General features: G+C 71.2%; 14 protein-coding genes and 1 pseudogene. 10 read left to right on the top strand and 5 right to left on the bottom strand.

The window, feature by feature from the left end; translation table 11 throughout:
* Positions 1-677: 677 nt before the first annotated feature.
* Both J8403_RS35885 and J8403_RS35880 read right to left on the bottom strand, forming a co-directional pair.
* Entirely contained in the window at positions 678-1484 is an 807-nt protein-coding gene (locus J8403_RS35885) for a 2-keto-4-pentenoate hydratase (RefSeq protein ID WP_211126788.1), read from the bottom strand.
* Positions 1485-1538: 54 nt separating this feature from the next.
* A complete protein-coding gene (locus tag J8403_RS35880) occupies positions 1539-2648 on the bottom strand; it encodes an alcohol dehydrogenase catalytic domain-containing protein (protein ID WP_211126787.1) in 1110 nt (369 codons plus the stop codon).
* Between the two features lie 195 nt (positions 2649-2843).
* Between J8403_RS35880 and J8403_RS35875 the strand changes: the two genes are divergently transcribed.
* Positions 2844-4280, top strand: a complete 1437-nt coding sequence (locus tag J8403_RS35875; protein ID WP_211126786.1) for an aldehyde dehydrogenase (NADP(+)) — start codon at positions 2844-2846, stop codon at positions 4278-4280.
* Between the two features lie 169 nt (positions 4281-4449).
* Here the strand turns inward: J8403_RS35875 and J8403_RS35870 are convergent, their stop codons facing one another.
* On the bottom strand, positions 4450-5721 hold the full coding sequence (locus J8403_RS35870) for an alpha-hydroxy acid oxidase (RefSeq protein WP_343245327.1): 1272 nt from the start codon (positions 5719-5721) through the stop codon (positions 4450-4452).
* Between the two features lie 240 nt (positions 5722-5961).
* On the opposite strand from J8403_RS35870, the gene J8403_RS44045 reads away from it, so the two are divergent.
* The 4 genes from J8403_RS44045 (at position 5962) to J8403_RS35845 (ending at position 10871) form a co-directional block, all read left to right on the top strand.
* Positions 5962-8133 (top strand): SDR family oxidoreductase, encoded by a 2172-nt coding sequence (locus J8403_RS44045; protein WP_246586151.1) that lies wholly within the window; start codon positions 5962-5964, stop codon positions 8131-8133.
* Positions 8134-8216: 83 nt separating this feature from the next.
* Complete coding sequence (locus J8403_RS35855; RefSeq protein WP_211126785.1) at positions 8217-9026, top strand: N-acyl homoserine lactonase family protein; 810 nt, start codon at positions 8217-8219, stop codon at positions 9024-9026.
* A gap of 78 nt (positions 9027-9104) precedes the next feature.
* Positions 9105-10394, top strand: a complete 1290-nt coding sequence (locus J8403_RS35850) for a hydroxyacid-oxoacid transhydrogenase (RefSeq protein ID WP_211126784.1) — start codon at positions 9105-9107, stop codon at positions 10392-10394.
* A 12-nt stretch (positions 10395-10406) separates the two neighbouring features.
* Positions 10407-10871 (top strand): FmdB family zinc ribbon protein, encoded by a 465-nt coding sequence (locus tag J8403_RS35845; protein ID WP_211126783.1) that lies wholly within the window; start codon positions 10407-10409, stop codon positions 10869-10871.
* Positions 10872-10956: 85 nt separating this feature from the next.
* Here the strand turns inward: J8403_RS35845 and J8403_RS44855 are convergent.
* Positions 10957-11160 (bottom strand): annotated as a pseudogene (locus tag J8403_RS44855) (MFS transporter); the annotation flags it as partial.
* A gap of 387 nt (positions 11161-11547) precedes the next feature.
* On the opposite strand from J8403_RS44855, the gene J8403_RS35835 reads away from it, so the two are divergent.
* From J8403_RS35835 to J8403_RS35815, 5 genes are all read left to right on the top strand, one after another.
* Complete coding sequence (locus tag J8403_RS35835) at positions 11548-13038, top strand: MFS transporter (protein ID WP_246586149.1); 1491 nt, start codon at positions 11548-11550, stop codon at positions 13036-13038.
* Positions 13038-14009: an ABC transporter ATP-binding protein gene (locus tag J8403_RS35830; RefSeq protein WP_211128600.1), complete on the top strand. Its 972-nt coding sequence runs from the start codon at positions 13038-13040 to the stop codon at positions 14007-14009. Before J8403_RS35835 ends, J8403_RS35830 begins: the two co-directional genes overlap by 1 nt.
* Entirely contained in the window at positions 14006-14821 is an 816-nt protein-coding gene (locus J8403_RS35825; protein ID WP_211126782.1) for an ABC transporter permease, read from the top strand. The genes J8403_RS35830 and J8403_RS35825 overlap by 4 nt, the downstream gene beginning before the upstream one ends.
* Before the next feature lie 58 nt (positions 14822-14879).
* A complete protein-coding gene (locus J8403_RS35820; RefSeq protein WP_211126781.1) occupies positions 14880-15584 on the top strand; it encodes a response regulator transcription factor in 705 nt (234 codons plus the stop codon).
* Between the two features lie 74 nt (positions 15585-15658).
* On the top strand, positions 15659-17110 hold the full coding sequence (locus J8403_RS35815) for a HAMP domain-containing sensor histidine kinase (protein WP_211128599.1): 1452 nt from the start codon (positions 15659-15661) through the stop codon (positions 17108-17110).
* A 44-nt stretch (positions 17111-17154) separates the two neighbouring features.
* Here J8403_RS35815 and J8403_RS35810 read toward each other — a convergent pair whose 3' ends face one another.
* Positions 17155-18069, bottom strand: coding sequence for a VOC family protein (locus tag J8403_RS35810; RefSeq protein ID WP_211126780.1), 915 nt, complete (start codon positions 18067-18069; stop codon positions 17155-17157).
* Between the last annotated feature and the right edge of the window lie 180 nt (positions 18070-18249).

Genomic DNA, 18249 nt, shown 5'->3' with positions numbered 1-18249 from the left:
GACCCCGGGGTCTGGGGCAGGCACGGACGGGGCGGGAAGCGGCCCGCCCCCCCATACCCATGGCCGGGGGCCTCGCCCCTAGCCTCCAGGGGGCTGGGGCGGAACCCTGCCGCGCGGCGGAGCCGCATACCGATACTGCGAGCCGCACGCGCCCGTTACCAGTGGCTTCGCCCCCGGAGTCCGGGGTCTGGGACGGAGCCCCAGTTTCGGGAAAGGGCGGGGTAGGGAGCAGCCCGCCCGCGCGTTGCCACGGGCCTCGCCCCCGGACCCCGAAGGCCAGCGCAGAACCCCGCCACGCGGCGAAGCCACATACCGATACTGCGAGCCGCACGCGCCCGTTACCAGTGGCTTCGCCCCCGGAGTCCGGGGTCTGGGACGGAGCCCCAGTTTCGGGAAGGGGCGGGGTAGGGAGCAGCCCGCCCGCACGTTGCCACGGACCTCGCCCCCGGACCCCGAAGGCCAGCGCAGAACCCCGCCACGCGGCGGAGCCGCATATCGATGCCGCGGGACGAGGCGGGGAGGCGAGCAGCCTGGCCGCCTCTGCCCGCTGCCAGGGGCTTCGGGGTCCGGGGCGGAGTCCCGGTTTCGGGAAGGGGCGGGGAGGGGAACAGCCCGCCGCAGGCGGGCCCGGAGCCGACCGGCCTGGGCACACCGGCCATCCGCCCAAGCGGCCCTCGTCAGTTGACGTCGAGGGCGATCCGCCCCAGCTCGCCCAGGTCGGCGATCAGCCGGTCCCCGGCGCTGATGGGCGTCGGGGCGCACAGGGTGCCGCTCAGGACGATGTCCCCGGCTTCCAACCGCCGTCCGCCGCGCAGCAGGTGGCGGGCCAGCCACGCGACCGCCTCGGCGGGGTCGCCCATGACGGCGGCCGCGCTTCCCGGCACCGTCCGGGAGCCGATCGACAGCGTGGAGGTGATCTTCGCCAGGTCCGCCCCGGCCGGTGGTGCCACCGGGGACCCCAGCAGCGCGCGGGCCGCGTTGGTGTTGTCGGCCACGAGCATGGGGAGCGTCCGCGGGCCGCCGCGCCACCTGCTGTCGACGATCTCGAAGGCCGGTGCGACCGCGGCGGTGGCGTTGCGGACGTCCTGCGCGGTCACCTGCGGGTCGGGCAGCGCCTCGCCCAGGATGAACGCGATCTCCACCTCTGCCATGGGGGTGAACAGCCCGGCCGTGGCGAGGGGTTCGCCGTCCTCCAGCAGCCGGTGGGCGAGCAGGTGGCCGGCGGCGGGCTCGGTGGCGCCGAAGGTGTCCCGCACGGGCTGCGCCGTGAGGCCGACCTTGTAGCCGACCACCCGACCACCGGCGGCGATCGCCAGATCGCGGGTCACGCTCTCGACGGCATAGGCCGTTTCGAGGTCATCGAGCTGATCGGCCGCGGCGGCGTCGACTGCGGCGGCATCGACCGCAGCGGCGTCGTCCGCCGTGGCCGCGTTGCCCGCCAGCCACAGCCGTCGGCCCAGCTCCGCGGTCAGGTTCTTCCTCATCCGTCTCTCCCTACGAGCCCTGCGAGCCCAACGAGCCCAACAAGCCCAAAAGCCCTACGAGCGCTGGTGACCAGGGATGATCACAGCACGGCCGGTGGCGCCCTGCGACAGCGCGGCGTACGCCTCGTTGATCGCCGACAGTTCGTATTGTTCCCCGAGCAGCTTGTCGAGCGGCAGGCGGCCGGTCTTGAACAGTTCGACGAGTTTGGGGATGTCGACCGGTGTGTTGGCCGAGCCGTAGAGACTGCCGATCAGCCGCTTCTCCTGCTGCACCAGGGGGTTGATGGGTACGGCCGCGGTGGCGCCCACCTTGCCGAGGCCAACGGCGACGGCGGTCCCGCCGGTGCCCACGACCTCGACCGCCTGCGCGAGCGTCTGGGGCGTGCCGACCGCGTCCAGCGACCAGGCCATCGGTTTCGGCGAGATCCTGGTGAGTTCGTCGGCGAGGCGATGCGTACGGGCGTTGACCGCGTGCGTGGCACCCAGTTCGAGCGCCTTCTCCAGCTTGGCGTCCACCGTGTCGACCGCGACGATCGGATCGGCGCCGACGAGGCGCAGTCCCATCACCGCGCTGAGCCCGACGCCACCGGCTCCGATGACCACGACACCCTCTCCGGTGGCGTCCTTCATGACGTTCAGCGCCGCGCCGGCCCCGGTCACCACGGCGCATCCGGCGATCGCCGCGATCTCCGGCGGGATGTCCGGGTCGATCGTGAGGACCGACCGCTCCGAGACGACGCACTGCTCGGCGAAGCAGGAGACCCCCATGAGGTGGTGGACCTTCTCGCCGTTCAGATTCAGCCGCTGCGTCCCGTCGAGCAGGCCGTTGGAGGCCGCCTGCACCCGGCCGAGCGCACACAGGGCGGGGCGGCCGGTCGTGCAGAACTCGCAGTCGCCGCACCGCGGACGCCACAAGGTGATGACGGTGTCGCCGGGGCGGACCCGGGTCACCCCCTCCCCCACCCGCTCCACGATGCCGGTCCCCTCGTGCCCGAGCACCGCGGGCAGGCGGACGTTGAGATCGCCGTTCATGTAGTGCAGATCGCTGTGGCACACACCGGCGGCGAGCACGCGGAGGGTGACCTCGCCCGGTCCGGGGGCGTCGAGGTCGACGTCCTCGACGGTCAACGGCGCACCGGGCCGGTGCAGTACTGCTGCCTTCATTGAGCCACGCCTCACTGTGTACGGATCACCGGGTACGAAATTTCAGACGTTGTCTAACAGGTTGTCGTGCGGGGTTGAGTATGTGAGCCGCTCTCAGCCGCCGTCAAGCACGTTGACGAGGGTGCCGACGCATGCAACCGTGTCTTGAGATTGAGACTACGTCTCATATTTAGGACGACTGAGGGAGCGTGCTTGATGACCGATGCGACGAACGCGCAGGTCCTGGCGCATAAACTCGACGCCGCCGCAGGCGCGTTCGAGCAGTGGAACCGCCTCCAGCCGGCCGGCCGTGCCCCGTACCTCGAAGCCATCGCCTCCGCGCTCGAAGAGGCCGCGCCGAAGCTCGTGGCGATCGCGGACGAGGAGACGTCCCTGGGGCAGACCCGGCTGCAGAACGAAATGGTCCGCACGGTGTTCCAGCTGCGGCTGTTCGCCGAAGTGGTGACGCGGGGGGAGTATCTCGGGGCCACGATCGACCGCGCCGACCCCGCGTGGCCGATGGGCCCGCGGCCCGATCTGCGCCGGGTGCTCGAACCGCTCGGCCCCGTGGTCGTCTTCGCCGCGAGCAACTTCCCGTTCGCGTTCAGCGTGGCGGGCGGGGACACCGCCTCGGCGCTCGCGGCGGGCTGCCCGGTCGTGGTCAAGGCGCACTCCGGCCACCCCGGGCTCTCGGCCGCCACGGCGGAGGTGGTGCACCACGCGCTGCGGTCCGCGGGCGCACCCGAGGGACTCTTCGACGTGGTCTTCGGTACGGAGGCCGGCCGGGCCGCCATCGTGGACCCGCGGGTGAAGGCGGGCGCGTTCACCGGATCGATCGAGGCGGGCCGGGCGCTCTTCGACCTCGCCACGGGCCGTCCGGAGCCCATACCGTTCTTCGGTGAACTCGGCAGCGTCAACCCGGTGTTCGTGACGGAGGCCGCCGCCGAGCGGCGCGGGCCCGAGATCGTCTCGGAGTTCGTCGGCTCGTTCACCCTCGGCGCCGGACAGTTCTGCACCAAGCCCGGCATCCTGCTGGTCCCGGCCTCGGCCGGGCTGGTGGACCGGCTTCCCGGCGCGGTTCCGGGCAACGCGTTGACGTTGCTCAACGATCGCATCCGGACCTCCTACGCCAGTGCGGTACGGGAGTTGCGCGACACGGCCGGGGTGCGCGTCGTGGTGAGTGGCGACCACGCCGCCCCCGATCCGTCGCCGACGGTGCTGTGCACGACCTCGGCGGAACTGCTCGGTGACCCCGAGGCGCTCGTCCGGGAGGTGTTCGGACCGGCCGCGCTGGTCGTGGAGTACGCGGAGGAGAGCGAACTGCTCGAGGTGGCGAAGGTCATCGACGGACAGCTGACCGCGTCCATCCAGGGCGAGGACGACGATGCCATCGCAGCGGAGCTGATCAGGCTCCTGGCCGCCAAGGCCGGACGTGTGCTCTGGAACCAGTGGCCCACGGGCGTATCGGTCACCTATGCCCAGCAGCACGGCGGCCCCTACCCGGCCACCACCGCGCCGGGTACGACCTCGGTGGGGACCGAGGCCATCTCCCGGTTCCTGCGGCCGGTCGCCTATCAGGGCCTGCCACAGCATCTGCTGCCGGCCGCCCTGCGCGACGCGAACCCCCTGGGGATTCCCCAGCGGGCCTCCTGACGCCGGGCCGCGGCGCACGCGCGAAAGGGGCCGTGCGCGCGGGAAGCGGAAAGGGACCGTAGGCCCGGGAAAGGCCGCTCCCCCCGGCGGGCCCTTTCCCGTCCCCTGGCCGCTGCCCCCGGACCGCTCGACGCATACGGCCGCTCACGGCATGTGCGCATGCGGCCGCTCAAGGCCTGCGGAGGTGATGCCGCGCGATGGCTTCACTCGCGTTCAGACCGAGCAGTTGCAGGCTGCGGGCGTACTCCTCGCGCAGGATCGTGACGGCACGCTCCACGCCCCGCTCGCCACCTGCCATCAGGCCGTACAGATAGGCACGGCCGATCATGACCGCGTCGGCCCCGAGCGCCCGTGCGGCGAGGATGTCCTGACCGTGGGTGACACCGCTGTCCAGGATCACCGTGGCGTCGGGGCCGAGTTCCTCGCGTATTTCGGGCAGCACCGTGAGGGTGGCCGGCGTGCGGTCGAGCTGCCGCCCGCCGTGGTTGGACACGATGACACCGTCCGCGCCCGCCTCGACGACCCGGCGTGCGTCCCGCGGGCTGAGGATCCCCTTGACCAGCAACCGGTGCGGCCAGTGGGCGCGCAGCCACGCCAGGTGCTCGTAGCTCAGCGTCGGTTCGAAGACGACGTCGGCGACCCGTACGGCGTCGATCGTGTCGCCGGCCAGGCCACCCACGCCGCTCACGCCATCCACACCGCTCACGCCACCCACACCGCTCATGCCGCTCAGCGACGCGAAGGTGATCGGGGCCGTGGTCAGCTTGTTCAGCGCCCAGGACGGGTAGCGGGCCATCCCGAAGAGTGTCCGCAGGGTGAGCGAGGGCGGGATCGTGAGGCCGTTGCGCATGTCCTTGGGGTGCCGGCCCGCCACCGGTGTGTCGACGGTGAGGACCACGGTGGTGAACCCGGCCGCGAGCGCGCGGTCGAGAAGCTCGGTGTTGAGGCGCTCGTTGCGGGTCAGGTAGAGCTGGAACCAGTGTTCGCCGCCGGGCGCCGCCGCGGCCACGTCCTCGACAGTCGAGGTGCCCACGGTGGACAGGGTGTAGGGCAGGCCGTGGCGGGCGGCCACGCGCGCGACCGCCGCCTCACCCTCGTGGTGCATCATCCGGGTGTAGCCGGTCGGCGCGAAGATCAGCGGCATCGCGATCTCCCGGCCGAACAGCCGCGTGGACAAGTCCGGATGGTCGACCGGCGACAGGTACTCCGGCACGAGTTCGACCGCCGCGAAGGCCGCCCTGTTGCGCCGCGCGGTCAGCTCCGCGTCGGCCGCGCCGTCGACGTAGTCGAACACCGCACGCGGAGTGGTGCGCACCGCCACCGCGCGGAGATCGCGGATGGTCAGTGCGGCCCCGAGCCGCCGCTCGACCGGGTTGAGGGTCGGCCGGCGCAGTTGCAGAACCTCCCGGAGCTCGGTCCACCGGGGTCGCTGCCGCGCCACACGAGGCCGCTCGGGGGCTGCGGATGCCGCTTGGGGCTGGGTGCCGGTCACTGTCATGCCTCTCGATATGCGGGTGTCGAAGGCCGTTCCACGAACGACGAGATATCAGACGCTGTCTGAGAAATCGGAGTCTTGCTCGCGGTTTCGGCGGGCGTCAAGCCTTGACGTGCGCCGCACACGTGGGCACCATCTGGTTTGCATATTAGACAGCGTCTTATATTTCAGACACAAGAAGGTGCCATGCAACTCGGTCTGGCAGGCAAAACCGCTCTCGTCTGTGCGTCCACCTCCGGTCTCGGCCGGGCGACCGCCCGGGCCCTGGCGGAGGAAGGCGCCACCGTCGTGGTCACCGGCCGCTCCGGTGAGCGCGCCAAGGAGGTGGCGGGCGAGCTGCCCCACGCGGTCGGCGTGGGCTGTGACCTGGTCGCGGACGGCGGCGCGGAGCGGCTCCTCACGGCGGCCCGCGAGGCCGTCGGCGATCTCGACATCCTCGTACTGAACGGGCCGGGTCCCGCTCCCGGACCGGCCCGCGCCATCGACACCGCCGGGGTCGCGCAGGCCATCGCCACGCTGGTCACGCCCCAGGAGATCCTGGTGCGGGGCACCCTGCCCGCCATGGTCGAGAAGGGGTGGGGCCGCATCCTGAGCATCAGCTCGACGAGCGTGCAGGCGCCCCTGCCGAACCTTTCGCTGTCCAACCTCGGACGGGCCGCGCTCGCCGGATACCTCAAAACCCTCGCCGCCGAGGTCGCCGCCCACGGCGTGACCGTCAACTCCCTGCTTCCCGGGCGCATCGCCACCCCGCGCGCCCGGCAGATCGACGAGGCCGCCGCCCAGCGCACCGGCCAGTCGCTCGACGAGGTCGAGGCCGCGTCCAAGGCCACGATCCCGGCCGGGCGCTACGGCGACCCCGCCGAGTTCGGCGCCGTCGCCGCGTTTCTGTGCAGCACCCAGGCCGCGTACGTCACGGGCAGTGCCCTGCGGTGTGACGGCGGCATGGTGCCAACTCTCTTACGCGGTCAGAGAGTTCACCCCGACTCCCCCAGACGAGAGCAGCGCAGCCGCATGAGCCATATTCCCGTCACCGACACAGCAGCCGACGCCAGAGCCGGCCGGTCCCCCGAGCTGCCCCCGGCCGCCATCCGCCGAACGGCCCTGGCCGGCATGATCGGCACCACGATCGAGTGGTACGACTTCTACATCTACGGCCTCGCCGCGGCACTGGTCTTCGGCACGGAGTTCTTTCCCGACTTCTCACCGGCGGCCGGCACACTGGCCGCGTTCGGCACCTTCGCGGTCGGCTTCATCGCCCGTCCGCTCGGCGGAGTGATCTTCGGTCACTTCGGGGACCGCGTGGGGCGCAAGAACGCGCTCATGCTCACGCTGTTCCTGATGGGCGCGGCGACCGTCATCGTCGGTCTGCTGCCGGGCTACCGGACCATCGGCATCTGGGCGCCCATCCTGCTGGTCACGCTGCGCTTCCTCCAGGGCTTCGCCGTCGGCGGCGAATGGGGCGGCGCGGTGACCATGGTCGTGGAGTCCTCGCCACGGGACCGGCGCGGCTTCTACGGGAGCCTGCCGCAGATGGGGGTGCCACTGGGGCTGGTGCTCTCCTCGACCGTGTTCGCGGTGGTCTCCACACTGCCCGATGACGACCTCCTCGCCTGGGGCTGGCGCATCCCCTTCCTGCTCAGCATCGTGTTGATCGCGGTCGGGCTGTTCCTCCGCTCGCGCATCACCGAGACACAGACGTTCGCCCAGGTGAAGGCGGCGGGGCGGGCCCGCAAGGTGCCCGCCATGGAGGCGTTCCGCCACCACGGGAAGGCGATCGCCCTCACCGTCGGCATGTATGTCTCGGCCGGTGTCCCCTTCTACATCGTCTCGGTGTTCGTGCTGTCCTACGGCTCCTCCCACCTCGGTCTGTCGCGGAGTGTGCTGCTGACCGGGATGCTCATCGCGGCGGTGGCCGAGGCGCTGACGGTGCCCTGGTTCGGCGCGCTGTCGGACAAGCTGGGCCGACGGCCCGTGTTCCTGGGCGCCGCCGCGTTCACTGCCGTTCTCGCCTTCCCGTTCTTCTGGCTGCTGGCGACCGGGCAGACGGGCCTCGCCTGGCTGGCCATGCTGCTCGCGCTCGCCGTGGCGCACGCGGGGATGTACGCACCCACCGCGGCGCTGTACGCCGAGCTGTTCCCCGCGGACGTCCGCTACACCGGTACGTCGATCGGCTATCAGCTCGGCGGTGTCGTGGCCGGGTTCGTGCCGCTGGTGGCGGGCGCACTCGTCGACGCGGCCGACGGGGCCTCGTGGCCGATCGCCTCCATCTGGGCGGGAGCGGCGCTGATCGGGCTGGTCTGCGCGCTGATCGTCCGGGAATCCCGGGGCCGCGAGCCGCACGCCGAGCCCGATCGCTGAGTCGGGGAACTCCCCTCGCCCCGCACCACTACCGACCTGCCCGACGACCGACCCATGTGTTCCCCGACCGGAGGTGAAGCTCCATGACCGCCACCAAAGTCCACGTACTGAGCTGCGGAGCGATGAGCTGCGATCTGACGTGGCTGCTGCTCAAGGCCGGCCGTACGATGCGGACGCGCACCGAACACCAGCGGCCGCCCGAGTGGTACTCCTGCACCACCCACTGCGTGCTCGTGGAGACCCCTGGGGGAACCCTGCTGTGGGACACCAGCTGTCCCCGCGACTGGGAGACCCGCTGGGCCCCGACCGGTCTGCAGGAGTACTTCCCCTACGACCAGGTGAGCGACGAGGAGTATCTCGACGCGCGGCTCGGCCAGCTCGGCGTCCAACCGCAGGACATCGACTACCTGGTCCTGTCCCATCTGCACTTCGACCACGCCGGGAACATCGGCATGTTCACCGGCACCGGCGCGAAGCTGGTGTGCCACGAGAAGGAGAAGGAGTTCGCCTTCGGCTTCGACGGCGCCTTCAACGGTGCCCACCTCAAGGCGGACTACGCGGCGTGTGACTTCGACACCGTCAGCGGCGACACCGAGATCCTGCCCGGCGTCACCCTCATCGAGGCTCCCGGGCACACCCCCGGCACCATGGCGATGAAGGTCGAACTGCCGGAGACCGGGACCATGCTCTTCACCTCGGACGCCGTCTATATGGGGGACTCCTACGGCCCGCCGGCCACCCCCGCCGCCATCGTCAACGATCTGACCGCCTGGTACGGCTCGGTGGAGAAGCTCCGCGGCATCGCCGAGCAGTCGGACGCCACCGTAGTCTTCGGCCACGACGCCGAGCAGCTGCGCTCGATGCGGCTCGCCCCCAGCGGCTTCTACGCCTGATCGTCCGGGTCCCGGCCGGCGCTCCGGTACCGTTTCGCCGCGTCGCTGGGACCCAACCGATCCCCAGGAGGGACGCGTATGAGCACCACCGCTCCGGCCGGACCCGAATCCGTTTTCACCTACGGCGCCCCGGCGCTGAAGTTCGGGCCGGGAGCATCCGACGAGATCGGCTACGACCTCGCCCAGCACGGGGCCCGCCGGGTCCTCGTGATCACCGACGCCGGGGTGGCCGCCACCGGCGCGCCGCACCGCATCGCCGAGCGGATGTCCGCGTTCGGCATCGAAGCCCACGTCTTCGCCGGCGTCCACGTGGAGCCCACCGACGTCAGCCTGCGGGAGGCGGTCGACCATGCGCTGGCGTCGGGCCCGTGGGACGCCTTCGTCGCGGTGGGCGGCGGCTCCAGCATCGACACCGCCAAGGCCGTCAACCTGCTGAGCACCAACCCCGGCGAGCTGATGGACTACATCAACGCGCCGGTGGGCAGGGCGCTGGCGCCCGCGAAATCGCTCAAGCCGCTGGTCGCGGTCCCCACCACCACCGGAACCGGCGCGGAGAGCACCACCATCTGTGTGCTCGACGTCCTGGAGCTGAAGGTCAAGACCGGCATCAGCCACGCCCGCCTGCGGCCCACGCTCGCGGTCATCGACCCGGAGCTGACCTTCACCCAGCCCGCCGGGGTGACCGCCGCCAGCGGCATGGACATCCTGTGCCACGCGCTGGAGAGCTACACGGCCCGCCCGTACGACACCTACCCGCACAAGCGCCCCGAGCAGCGGGTGCCGTACTGCGGCGCCAATCCCATCTCCGACGCATGGTCGGAACGGGCGCTGCACCTGCTCGCGCGGTCCTTCCGCACCGCGGTCCGCGACGGCGACGACCCCCGGGCGCGCTCCGACATGGCGCTGGCGGCAACCTTCGCCGGTCTCGGCTTCGGCAACGCGGGCGTCCACATCCCGCATGCCAACGCCTACCCGATCGCCGGACGGGTGAAGGACTTCCACCCCGCGGGCTACCCCGCACACGAGCCGATGGTGCCCCACGGCATGGCGGTCTCGCTCACCGCGCCGGAGGCGTTCCGCTTCACCTTCTCCGCCCAGCCCGAGCGGCATCTGCGGGCCGCGGAACTCCTCGCCCCGGGGATGGAGCGCCCCGCCGACCCCGCCGAGTATCTGCCCACCGCGATCGAGCGGTTGATGCGCGACATCGGCATGCCCAACGGCATCGGCGGTGTCGGCTACGGCGAGGGAGACATCCCGGCGCTGGTGGAAGGCGCCATGAAGCAGCAGCGACTGCTGTCCACCGCCCCGCGCACGGTCACCGAGGACGACGTGGCCGGCATCCTCGACCGCTCTCTGACGCTCTGGTGATGTGAGGGACCCATGGCCATCTATGAACTCGCCTGCGCGACCGGACACCGCTTCGAGGTGATCCAGTCGTACACCGCACCACTGCCGAGCTGCCCGGAGTGCGGCGGCGCCACCCGCAAGATACCCAGCGACTTCGCCCTGGGTGGCACCGCCGCCGTGCCACCGCCGCCGGAGCGCATGCCACAGACCTGGAAGGGGACGTACCGCGGCGACCGTGACTATGTGACCGGTCTGCGGCGTACGGCCGAGTCCCGGCAGAAGCTGGAGGACAAGTACCCCGAACTCGCCGGGGACCGGCGGCCGATCGTCGCCCACGAAGGGAGATACGAGGCGGCGCCGCTGCGCGCGGGCGACGCGGTGCCCGCTCCCTCGGAAGGGGCCGGGCATGGCCACGGCCACTCTCACGGGCAGGGGCACTCGCATGCACACGGCCACGATCACGGGAGCGCCAAGAGCCGCCCCGCGACAGACGACTGAGCTTCGCGCCGACCACGTCCAGCCGCGGACGGGGGCGGACGTCCCGCCGTGGCGGGAGGACGGGGCCGGCGGCCACGACGGCCAGCACGCCGACCGGCACGGTGATGGGGAAGACCCAGCGCCAGCCGGCCCATTGGGTGAGCAGCCCGCCGATCACCGGCCCGGACGCGGCGCCGAGGGCGCCGATGGCGCTCCAGGTGCCGAGCGCGCGGGCGCGCCGGGCCGGCTCGGTGAAGGTGGTGTTCAGCAGGGACAGCGTCACGGGCATCAGCAGTGCCGCGCCGCCCAGCCCCTGAACGGCGCGGGTGGCCAGCAGCAGCTCGGCCGTGCCGGTCAGCCGGGCGGCCAGGCCATGGTGAAGAGGCTCATCCCGACGGTGAATGCGGCGACGACGCGATCAGCGTGCTGGCTCAACCGCGGTTGAGTGCAAGCGGCTCCACAGGGCGCGCCGGTGGGCCGCTTTCTGTGAGTTTTCTGAGAGTTCCAGGCCGGTCGACCGCCGCGGCCTGCCGGTTCCCGTCGTACGGGACTTCCCGTTCGCATGGCGCACTCACACTCGCGCAGCTCCGGCCCAGAAGAGCGGATCACTGTGAGGTGGTGCGCGCCACCGCGGTGCGCACGCTCGCCCCCATGCGAGTCCAGAACGTACGAGCCCAGAAAGGGCGACGAGTGCTTCATGCGGAACAGCGGCATTGCCAGTACCGGCACCGGACTGCTCGACAGCGCACCACACACACAGTGGAACAGACGGCTCATCGGCCAGGTGGCCATCCTGATTCTGGTGAACACCATGGTGGACACGGTGGTCACGGCGCCACTCCTCGTCCTCCCCGAAATGCTCGACCACTTCGGCACCGATCAGTCGGCGTGGATTGACGCCAGCTCGCTGCTGGCGGGTGCGATGTGGGCGCCGCTGCTCGGAAAGGGCGCCGACATCCACGGCAAACGCAGGGTGCTGATCATGACGTTGATCACCGCCCTGGTGGGCGCCCTGGTGTGCCTCGTCGCGCCCAACCTGTGGGTGTTCATCCTCGGGCGCCTGCTGCAGGGAGCGGCCGTGGGAGCCGTCTTCCTCACCGTCGCTCTCATCCGTGACATGTGCGCACCCGATATGGCGATGATCGCCACGGGCATCGTGACCTCCGGCTCGGCGCTCCTCAGCATCGTCATGCCGTCGCTCTTCGAGCTGACGGCAGGGGAGTTCGGCTGGCGGAGTGTGTTCGTGGCATCGGCGGTGTTCGCGGCCATCGCCGCGGTTCTCGTGCACCGCCTCGTTCCCCCGTCCACGCTCAAGACACCGGGCAAGCTCGACATCGCCGAAGCCGTTCTCCTCGGTGGAGGTCTGGCGGCGGTGCTCAGCTATGTGAGCCTCGGGGCGGAGTTCGGCTGGTTCGCCGTGGGCCCGCTCGCCCTCCTCGTCGGCGGCGGCGCGGCACTGGCCAGGTGGTTCCTGGTGGCGAGCCGGGTGCCCGAGCCCGTGATCGACATCAGGAACCTCGGCCGGCCCCTGGCGCTCACGCTCCTCGTGGTCGCCTTCGGAACCGGTGCGTATCAGAGCATGCTGACGCTCTTCGGCGTCATCGCCAAGGTCTCGCCGGATCAGCAGCTCGGATACGGAGTCGCGGCCCCGGGGGCGCTGGCCATGCTGTACGGCATACCGGCGATCGGCATCGTGCTCGGCGGCACCCTGGCCGGGGCGCTCGGGACACGCTTCGGGCCGGCCGCGACACTGGCGGGTGGAATAGCACTCGGATCGGTGGGCACCGTCGGGATGTTCTTCGGGGACTCCGTACTCCACCTCGCGGTCGTGTGCTCCTTCCTGCTGAGTCTCACCGCGGGAACGCTCGTGACCTCCGGCTTCAACATGGCGGCGACGCTCGCGCCGCCGGAACGACAGGGCGTCGTGTCCAGCATGGTGATGGTCATGGTCGCGGCGGGGGCGGTGATTCTGAAGTTCGTGGGGTCGGCCGTACTCCAGTCCACCAACACGGTCGTCGATGGAAAGACTCTCAACTCCGCTACGGGCATACACAGTTACACCGCCATGGCGGCCATCGCGTTCCTGGCCGCCGCCGTCGTGGCCGTCATCCTGCTGCGCACCCAGGGCGGCCGGGGCCGTCCGCGACGACGGAGCGCATCCCGCACACCGTCGGTTCTGGAGTCATGATGTTCGAAGTCCACGGACTCACCAAGCGCTACGGCGACGTCCTGGCCGTCGACGATCTGACGTTCGCCGTCCGCCCGGGGGAAGTGACCGGGTTCCTCGGTCCCAACGGCGCGGGGAAGTCGACCACCCTGCGGATGATGCTGGGCCTGGACGCCGCCAGTTCGGGGACCGCCACCATCGGCGGGCGCCCGTACTCCGCGCAGCCCGCGCCGCTGAAGGCCGTCGGCGCGCTGCTGGACGCGGGCGCGGTGCTGCCCAGCCGTACGGCCTACCACCATCTGCTGGCGCTCGCGGCGAGCAATGGAATCCCGCGCGACCGGGTGGCGAAGGTGCTGGCGGAGGTGGGTCTCGAGAGCGTGGCCGGCCGCAGAACCGGGACGTTCTCGCTCGGCATGCGGCAGCGGCTCGGCATCGCCGCGGCGCTGCTGGGCGATCCCCCGGCGCTGGTATTCGACGAGCCGCTCAACGGTCTCGACCCGGAGGGAATCGTCTGGATCCGCGGGCTCATGCGGCGGATGGCCGCCGAGGGGCGCGCGGTGCTGATGTCCAGCCATCTGATGAGCGAGATGGAACTCACCGCCGACCACCTCATCGTCATCGGCCGCGGACGGCTGATCGCGGACACCGCCATGGAGACGTTCATCGACACGCACTCCGGCCGTGAGGTCCTGGTGCGCGGTCCGCGGACGGACTCGCTGCGCCGAATGCTGTCACCGGCGGCGGAGGTGCGTGCGGACGGCGCGGACGGTCTGGTGGTGACCGGGATGGACGCGGCCGAGATCGGCGCACTGGCCGCGAAGGCCGGGCTGGAGCTGCACGAACTGACGCCTCGCCAACCGTCGTTGGAGCAGGCATTCATGGACCTGACGCGCGACGCCCTCGAATACCACGCGGAGAACACGGAGGCCGCGGATAACACGGAGAACCCCCAGAACACCGAGAACACCGAGATGATGGAGGCGAGCCGATGAGCGGGAGCGCCACGGCCACCGCACCGGCGGGCCGGGCAACGTTCCCGCACTGCCTGCGCGCCGAGTGGATCAAGATCCGTACCATGCGGTCGACCGTCCATGTCATCCTCGGCACCCTGGCGTTCTGTATAGGTCTCGCCTCGCTGAACGGCACATCCGCCGGGGGCGAATACGGCGACCTGACGGCCGCCGACCAGGCCGCCTTCGACCCGCTGGCCACCAGTCTGCGCGGCTATCTGCTGGCCCAGATCGCCCTCGGCCTGCTGGGCGCTCTGGTGATCACCTCCGAGTACGGTGCCCGTACCATCGTCAGCACGCTGACGGCCGTACCGCACCGGGCCCGCGTACTGGCCGCCAAGGCCACGGTCCTGGTCGCGGTCGTGCTGCCGGTCGGGCTGCTGGTGTCGCTCAGCGGCTTTCTCGTCGGGCAGGCGGCGCTGGCGGGTGCGGACGCTCCGCACCTCGGTCTGTCCGATCCCCAGGCGCTGCGCGGGATTCTGGGCGGTGGGCTCTATCTGACGCTCGCGGGCCTTTTCGGGCTGGCGATCGGCGCGGTGATCCGCAGTACGACGGCGACGGTGACGACCCTGTTCGGCGTGCTGCTGATCGTGCAGGCATTCGCGCCGGCTCTGCCCGGGGCGCTCGGTGACCGGGTGGCGAAGTACTGGCCGCCCCTCGCGGGCGGACAGATCATCACCGGCTACCGGGATCCGGCGCTGCTGGCGCCCTGGTCCGGGCTCGCCGTCATGGCAGGGTGTGTCGCGGCCCTGCTGACCGCGGCGTTCATCGTCTTTCGCAAGCGCGATGCGTAGCGGGCCGGAAGGCTAAAGGGCGGACGATCGGCGGGGACGTGACGGGACGGGACGGCGGATGACGGCATCGGAACGACTGCTGGTGGTGGAAGACGAGCCGACGCTGCGCGAGTTGCTCTCCGCGAGCCTGCGGCTGGCGGACTTCGCCGTGGTCCCGGTCGCGACCGGTGCGGAGGCGCTGGCCGCGGTGCGGGAGCGACGTCCCGATCTGATCGTGCTGGATGTGATGCTGCCCGACATCGACGGCTTCGAGGTCGTCCGCCGGTTGCGCGGGCAGCATCCCCCTGCCACGGCGGGGCATCCGCCGGTGTTGTTCCTCACCGCCCGCGACGCGCCCGAGGACAGGATCAGCGGGCTCCGGGCGGGCGGCGACGACTATGTCACCAAGCCGTTCAACCTGGAGGAGCTGGTCCTGCGCATCCGGGCCATTCTGCGCCGGACCAACGGCCGGCAGGCGGACGGCCGGCTGATCGTCGGTGATCTGGAGCTGGACCCCGACAGCCATCAGGTGACCCGGGACGGGCAGCCCGTACAGCTCTCCCCGACCGAGTTCAGCCTGCTGCGCGTGCTGATGGAGAACGCCGGGCAGGTGCTGTCGAAGTCGCAACTCCTGGAGCTGGTCTGGCAGTACGACTTCGGGGGCGACGACAGCATCGTCACGTCCTACATCAGCTATCTGCGGCGCAAGGTGGACCTGGACGAACCGAAGCTGATCCATACGGTGCGCGGCACCGGCTATGTGCTGCGCAGGCCCCGGCGGTGAGCGGGAGAACAGCGCGCGGGCCGCGGGGCAAGACTTCGCCGCGCGACCGGTTCTCGCCGCGCGACCGGTTCTCGCTGCTGGGCCGGTTCTCGCTGCGCGGCCGTCTGTTGGCGATCTCGCTGCTGCTGCTCGTGGTCGCCCTGCTCGGCAGCAACGCCCTGCTCATCGCCCTGTTCCAGCGGGACCTGGTGCATCAGCTCGACCAGCGGCTCCGCACCGCCGCCACGGCCACCGCGCGCCTGACCGACCTGCCCGACGTGGCGGGCGATCGGAGTCCACAGGCGCGCGACACCGTGGAGGAGCACCTGACCGGCGATATCTATCTCGCCTACCTCGGCTCCAACGGCCATGTGCGGCGGGTCATCCGGCCCGCCGCACACAGCGCTCCCGCCCTGCCCCGCCTCGACGCGACGGCGGTCGGCCGGCGCGACCGCCACCCCTTCGAGGTCCCGGCCGTCGACGGCGGCGAGACATGGCGGGTGATCGCCGTACCGGAAGCGCAGGCCACGGACCGCCACAGCGTCGTCGTCGCCAGCTCGCTCACCCAGGTCAACGGGACGATCAGACAGCTCGGCACCCGGATGTTGCTGATCGACTCCGTGGTGCTGGCGCTGCTCGGCGTGGCCGGGTGGTTCGCCGTGCGCGGCGGGCTGCGCCCGCTGCGCCGTATCGAGACCACCGCGGCGGCGATCGCGGACGGCGATCTGTCCAGCCGCGTACCGGAGTTGGCCGCCTCCCGCACCGAGCTCGGCCGTCTGGCCGCGGCGCTCAACGGCATGCTGGACCGGATCGAGGCGAGTGACGCCGCGCGGGCGGCCGCCGCGGAGCGGATGCGCCGCTTCATCGCGGACGCCAGCCATGAGCTGCGTACGCCCCTCTTCGGCATCAAGGGGTTCAGCGAGCTGTACGGGATGGGCGGGATGCCCGAGCGCACCGATGTCGACGCCGCCATGGGCCGCATCGAGCGGGAGGCGGCACGGCTGGTCCGGCTGGTCGAGGACCTGTTGCTGCTCGCCCGCCTCGACGAGTCCGCCGCCGCGGACCTCCCGCTCCGTCTCACCCCGATGGATCTGCGCACCCTGGCCGCCGACGCCCTGCACGACCTGCGCGCGCTCGATCCCGGCCGCCCCGTCACCCTCACCGGCCCCGGTGGCGGCCCGCCGGGGCCGGGGCCGGTCCTCGGCGACGAGGCGAGGCTGCGCCAGGTGACCTCCAACCTCGTCGGCAACGCGGTGTCCCACACCCCGCCCGGCACCCCGGTCCGGATCGGCGTCGGCACCCAGGACGGCCTGGCGGTGCTGGAACTCCACGACGAGGGCCCGGGGATGTCCCCGGAGCAGGCCGCCCGCGCCTTCGACCGCTTCTACCGCGCGGACGACGCCCGTGGCCGCACCCAGGGCGGCGGCGCGGGCCTCGGCCTCGCGATCGTCGACTCCCTGGTGACGGCCCACCACGGCCGGGTGGAGGTCCGTACGGCCCCGGACGAGGGCGCCACTTTCCGCATTCTGCTCCCCCTGCACATCTGAGCGCCGCCCCGCCGGGTATCCCGAGGACTCCCGCAACACCGAGGTCAGGAGGGCTTCTGCTCCTGGTTGACGATGAAGTCGGCCGGCATCTCGGGGCTCCAGACGGCGGGCGGGCAGTCCCAGTCGCCCGCCTTCCAGTTCTCGGTGATGCAGTCCATATCGCTGGAGTACTCGATCCAACTGCCCCACGGGTCCTGGATGTAGTGGAAGAAGTTGGAGCCCAGCGTGTGCCGGCCGAGGCCCCAGCCATGGCTGTGGCCCGCGGCGGCCATGGTCCGCGCGCCCAGGGCGATCTGGTCGATGTCGGCGACCTCCCAGCTGGAGTGGTGGAGGCCGGGGTGGGTGCCGGACACGAAGCCGAAGACGTGGTGATCGCCGGGGCCCGCGTTCATGAAGGTCGCCATGGACCGGACGCGGTCCGAGAGCCGCAGGCCCAGGGTGCGGGCGTAGAACGCCTCGGACGCGTCCAGATCCGTACTGAAGATCAGCATATGGCCGAGGCGTCGGGGGCGGGGCTTCTCGTCGGCGGTGAGCCAGCGGGCCTGGTCGACGCGGCGGACGCGATCGCCGAAGTTGGGCTCGTGGGCGTCCGTGGTGCCGAAGTCCCGCCAGGAGCTGATCTCCTCGTCCCGCAGATTCAGCAGATTGCCCTCGTGGTCACGGAACCACAGGCCGCCCGGCAGCTCGGCGTGGGCGTCGAGCAGGCGGACACCGAGACCCTCCAGGTGGCGCTGCCATTCGGGCAGGGACCCCGGGGCGACGGCGAACGCCACATGGTGCAGCCGCTTGACCGGCCCTTCCACCAGCACGGTCTGGTCCTGCTCACGGCCGTCGCAGCGGATGGCCACGGCGTTGCCCCGCTCGGCCGTGCGCAGGCCGAACGCGTCGTAGAAGCTCTGCCCCGTGTCCAGGGAAGGCACCTGGAGTCCGTAGTGCAGAAGGGCTTTGACACGCAACATTGGGTGTTCTCCTCACTTCCGACGCACCATGCAATCGTCCCCGATGTCCGGCCCCCCGACGAGTGGGAGCGCTGGGAGGCGGTCTCCAACGGAACCGCGGGAGGCTGACGCCGCGGGTACCGAGCGGCGACCTTGATCCCCGGCATCACGCGTCCACGGTGGACCCCAACCCTCGGGTCC

This window comes from Streptomyces yatensis (assembly GCF_018069625.1).
GTDB classification, from domain to species: Bacteria; Actinomycetota; Actinomycetes; order Streptomycetales; family Streptomycetaceae; genus Streptomyces; species Streptomyces yatensis.
Note: the sequence above shows the minus strand (reverse complement) of the source record. Positions and strands in the feature narration are given on the sequence as shown.

Coding starts and splice junctions, on each gene's coding strand:
- J8403_RS35885 (WP_211126788.1), bottom strand. CDS start 1,484: ATGAGGAAGAACCTGACCGCGGAGCTGGGCCGACGGCTGTGGCTGGCG.
- J8403_RS35880 (WP_211126787.1), bottom strand. CDS start 2,648: ATGAAGGCAGCAGTACTGCACCGGCCCGGTGCGCCGTTGACCGTCGAG.
- J8403_RS35875 (WP_211126786.1), top strand. CDS start 2,844: ATGACCGATGCGACGAACGCGCAGGTCCTGGCGCATAAACTCGACGCC.
- J8403_RS44045 (WP_246586151.1), top strand. CDS start 5,962: ATGCAACTCGGTCTGGCAGGCAAAACCGCTCTCGTCTGTGCGTCCACC.
- J8403_RS35855 (WP_211126785.1), top strand. CDS start 8,217: ATGACCGCCACCAAAGTCCACGTACTGAGCTGCGGAGCGATGAGCTGC.
- J8403_RS35850 (WP_211126784.1), top strand. CDS start 9,105: ATGAGCACCACCGCTCCGGCCGGACCCGAATCCGTTTTCACCTACGGC.
- J8403_RS35845 (WP_211126783.1), top strand. CDS start 10,407: ATGGCCATCTATGAACTCGCCTGCGCGACCGGACACCGCTTCGAGGTG.
- J8403_RS35835 (WP_246586149.1), top strand. CDS start 11,548: ATGCGGAACAGCGGCATTGCCAGTACCGGCACCGGACTGCTCGACAGC.
- J8403_RS35830 (WP_211128600.1), top strand. CDS start 13,038: ATGTTCGAAGTCCACGGACTCACCAAGCGCTACGGCGACGTCCTGGCC.
- J8403_RS35825 (WP_211126782.1), top strand. CDS start 14,006: ATGAGCGGGAGCGCCACGGCCACCGCACCGGCGGGCCGGGCAACGTTC.
- J8403_RS35820 (WP_211126781.1), top strand. CDS start 14,880: ATGACGGCATCGGAACGACTGCTGGTGGTGGAAGACGAGCCGACGCTG.
- J8403_RS35810 (WP_211126780.1), bottom strand. CDS start 18,069: ATGTTGCGTGTCAAAGCCCTTCTGCACTACGGACTCCAGGTGCCTTCC.